Consider the following 2,531-nt stretch of genomic DNA (forward strand, 5'->3'; position numbering starts at 1 on the left):
TCCCAAATCGTTTAGCAGATTCTTCAATAATTTCCTTTCCCTCCATCAGTCCAATCAATTCAAAGCCGTCCATGGCGTCCTCCCAAACAATCCCTGTCGAGTTGGAATAGAATTGTGAATGTCCACCGTTATTTACCTCAGCCATGTACCACATCAATGCAAATACAGCTCGTTGATGAAATGAAAATGGTTGTAAATCCTTCTCATATTGTTCTTTGGAGTCATAAATGCTTACTGTCCACCACAACGGGTCAATCACCTTCATTGGGTCGCGCGTCTCCATTACTTTGTCGTCAATCTTTACATGTTTCCTCGTCATTCGTGTCCCAGTTTGTGAATTACACGACAATGTAACCTGTCCGAGTAGTACTATTAATATAAGTTGTCTCACTTGTCTCATAAAAATTGCACACAACGTTCGCATATAAAGCGTGCCGGCAGTCCAAATTAATAATTGTTCATCAAACTCTGCCGGCATGATTTATATGCAATGTTAGCAGCAGTAGTATGTAACCTACTCCTTAAAAAATTTACCTTCAGCATACAAGTTGAACCGTAGTGATAGGTCTAATTCGCTAAGTCGGTTAATTGTCTTGTTGTCAAGTTTTGGTGCTCCAAAAAGCATTTTATTGCCCACGTGGAATCGCATGTCGACTTGTACATTTCCGAATGCCGTATCTACAAGTCTTTTTATCCCATCTTTGTCTTTTTCCAAGATGTCTAGAAGCTTTTTGATTTTATTCACGACATCGTCCGGCCCTGGATTTGATTCTATTTCAATTCGACTGTAATTGTGGAAGCCTGGTCCATTCTGCTCTTTTTGTCCTTTAGTCCACCGTGCTATGACGCCCAAGGTTGTCAAAGCGCTGAGGTCGTCAACATTAAGTTCACTTGAATTAGCACAAAAGTAAACCGAACTATACGGTTCTGTGCCGGCACCTAGGAGATTCAAATTCTCTTTGTTGTCAAAATACAAAGCAAGGTAAAATGATGCTTCCTTAACAAGGAGGTAAGCAACAACTATCTCGTCTTCTCGCTCCTTATCAATTCTTTCGATTTTTGGTCGTCCTTCAACGAATACAATGTCGTGAACCTTAAGAAACTCATCTGTAAATCCCTTAGTCCGGTCCTGAATCTCTTTTGTTACCTTTATTAAAACTTGCTCTTCGAACATACTATTGCTGCTAACGCTTGTATATAAAACGTGCCGGCACTCCAAAATAATAAATTAAAATCAACAGTGCCGGCATGTTTTATATACGTTGTTGTAAGGCGTTACTTGTCAGTAGTCAAAATCCTTGGCGTTGTTGTCCCAATCTACTTTTCGTATTCCATTTTCGATTATTTCTTTGATGCTTCTTTGTCCTGGATTCTCGTCAAACCAAATAACCACTAATTCCGATCCCATAAATGTCTTATTAATTGGGTCGTTTGATGTCAACCAAACTTTATATGTAGATGGAGGTAACCAACTTTGAAGAGCCTGGCTTGATGGTTCTAACATCAATACCTTTCGTGGTCCCCACTCACTTGGACACTTTTGCCAATCCAAAATTCTTTTATTGCTTTTGAGATTAGGACTTCCCTCCAATAGTCCACTATAGGTTCGACCATAGACGAATCCGTCTACAGTCACTTTTCTCCCAGATTCCAATACTATGTCAATCATCTTGTTTTGTAATGCCTTACAACGTTTATATATGCAGCGTTGCCGTGTTAAAAGCGAATCGCTGTCCAACGTACAAATATTCTTTGAAATGCAATTTCACCAAACAGCAGGTCACAGGCAATGATGTATATATTTTGTTGTGCGCTGTAAAACTTAAATATATTTTTTTAATTCTCATTATTTATTTTTGGAGAATGAGAGTCTAAATAGATATATCCGATTTTTTGAACTGCTTCCACAATCTCCTTTTCGTCAATCGCTTTGTGAATGATTATCACATATTCGTCTGCGTCCGTATCGATAAAGCCAATTTTAAAATTTTGAAGTTTTAATGCGCTGTCAAAATCCTTGAAAACATTCTTATAGGAAACGGATGCCCTTTCTCCATATACTGCAGGATTTGGTAATTCAATCGCCAGATCGAAATTGTCCCTTAGCGCTGATTTTACTCTCCACACTAAATCGTCAATGCCTTGTTTCCAGTCCAGAGCCATAATGAAATGAATACTGTTCCGATCCAGATAATCTTTCACATAATTCAGTGTGGTCACATAATTCACGTCTCCGTTGTAATCTTTCAGACTCTTAATAAAGTCAACGAGGTTATGTCGTTTTGATTCTCCGACACACAATTCAACGAGCTTAAGATATCCTTCTTTCTGAGCCTCGATATTAATTTTCATGCTGTCTCAATTCGTCTTTTAGTTTTGAAGGCTACTCTGTCCCAAGTTTTATTGCGCACAACGCTAGCATATAAAGCGTGCCGGCAGACCAAATTAATAATTAAACATCAAAATCTGCCGGCATGATTTATATGCATTGTTATGGGCTGCGCGTCTCAGTTATCTATGACTAGTATCTT

The 2,531-nt window shown here is 38.7% G+C and carries 4 protein-coding genes; all 4 read right to left on the minus strand.

Features of this window, described 5'->3' with window-relative positions; translation table 11 throughout:
* Positions 1 to 319: DMP19 family protein (locus tag KK060_RS24700; RefSeq protein ID WP_254157936.1), on the minus strand; the 319-nt coding region annotated here is incomplete at its 3' end.
* A 195-nt stretch (positions 320 to 514) separates the two neighbouring features.
* Positions 515 to 1,174: a DUF4279 domain-containing protein gene (locus tag KK060_RS24705; protein WP_254157938.1), complete on the minus strand. Its 660-nt coding sequence runs from the start codon at positions 1,172 to 1,174 to the stop codon at positions 515 to 517.
* A 108-nt stretch (positions 1,175 to 1,282) separates the two neighbouring features.
* Positions 1,283 to 1,669, minus strand: a complete 387-nt coding sequence (locus KK060_RS24710; RefSeq protein ID WP_254157941.1) for a hypothetical protein — start codon at positions 1,667 to 1,669, stop codon at positions 1,283 to 1,285.
* A 167-nt stretch (positions 1,670 to 1,836) separates the two neighbouring features.
* Positions 1,837 to 2,352 carry a DUF6630 family protein gene (locus KK060_RS24715; RefSeq protein ID WP_254157943.1) on the minus strand — a complete coding sequence of 172 codons (516 nt, stop codon included), beginning with the start codon at positions 2,350 to 2,352 and terminating at the stop codon, positions 1,837 to 1,839.
* Positions 2,353 to 2,531: the final 179 nt, after the last annotated feature.

The organism is Chryseosolibacter indicum, from assembly GCF_018598585.1.
GTDB lineage: Bacteria > Bacteroidota > Bacteroidia > Cytophagales > Cyclobacteriaceae > Chryseosolibacter > Chryseosolibacter indicus.

What these genes read in the sequence shown, in the direction of transcription:
- KK060_RS24705 (WP_254157938.1), bottom strand. Translation starts at nt 1,174, where the DNA reads ATGTTCGAAGAGCAAGTTTTAATAAAGGTAACAAAAGAGATTCAGGAC.
- KK060_RS24710 (WP_254157941.1), bottom strand. Translation starts at nt 1,669, where the DNA reads ATGATTGACATAGTATTGGAATCTGGGAGAAAAGTGACTGTAGACGGA.
- KK060_RS24715 (WP_254157943.1), bottom strand. Translation starts at nt 2,352, where the DNA reads ATGAAAATTAATATCGAGGCTCAGAAAGAAGGATATCTTAAGCTCGTT.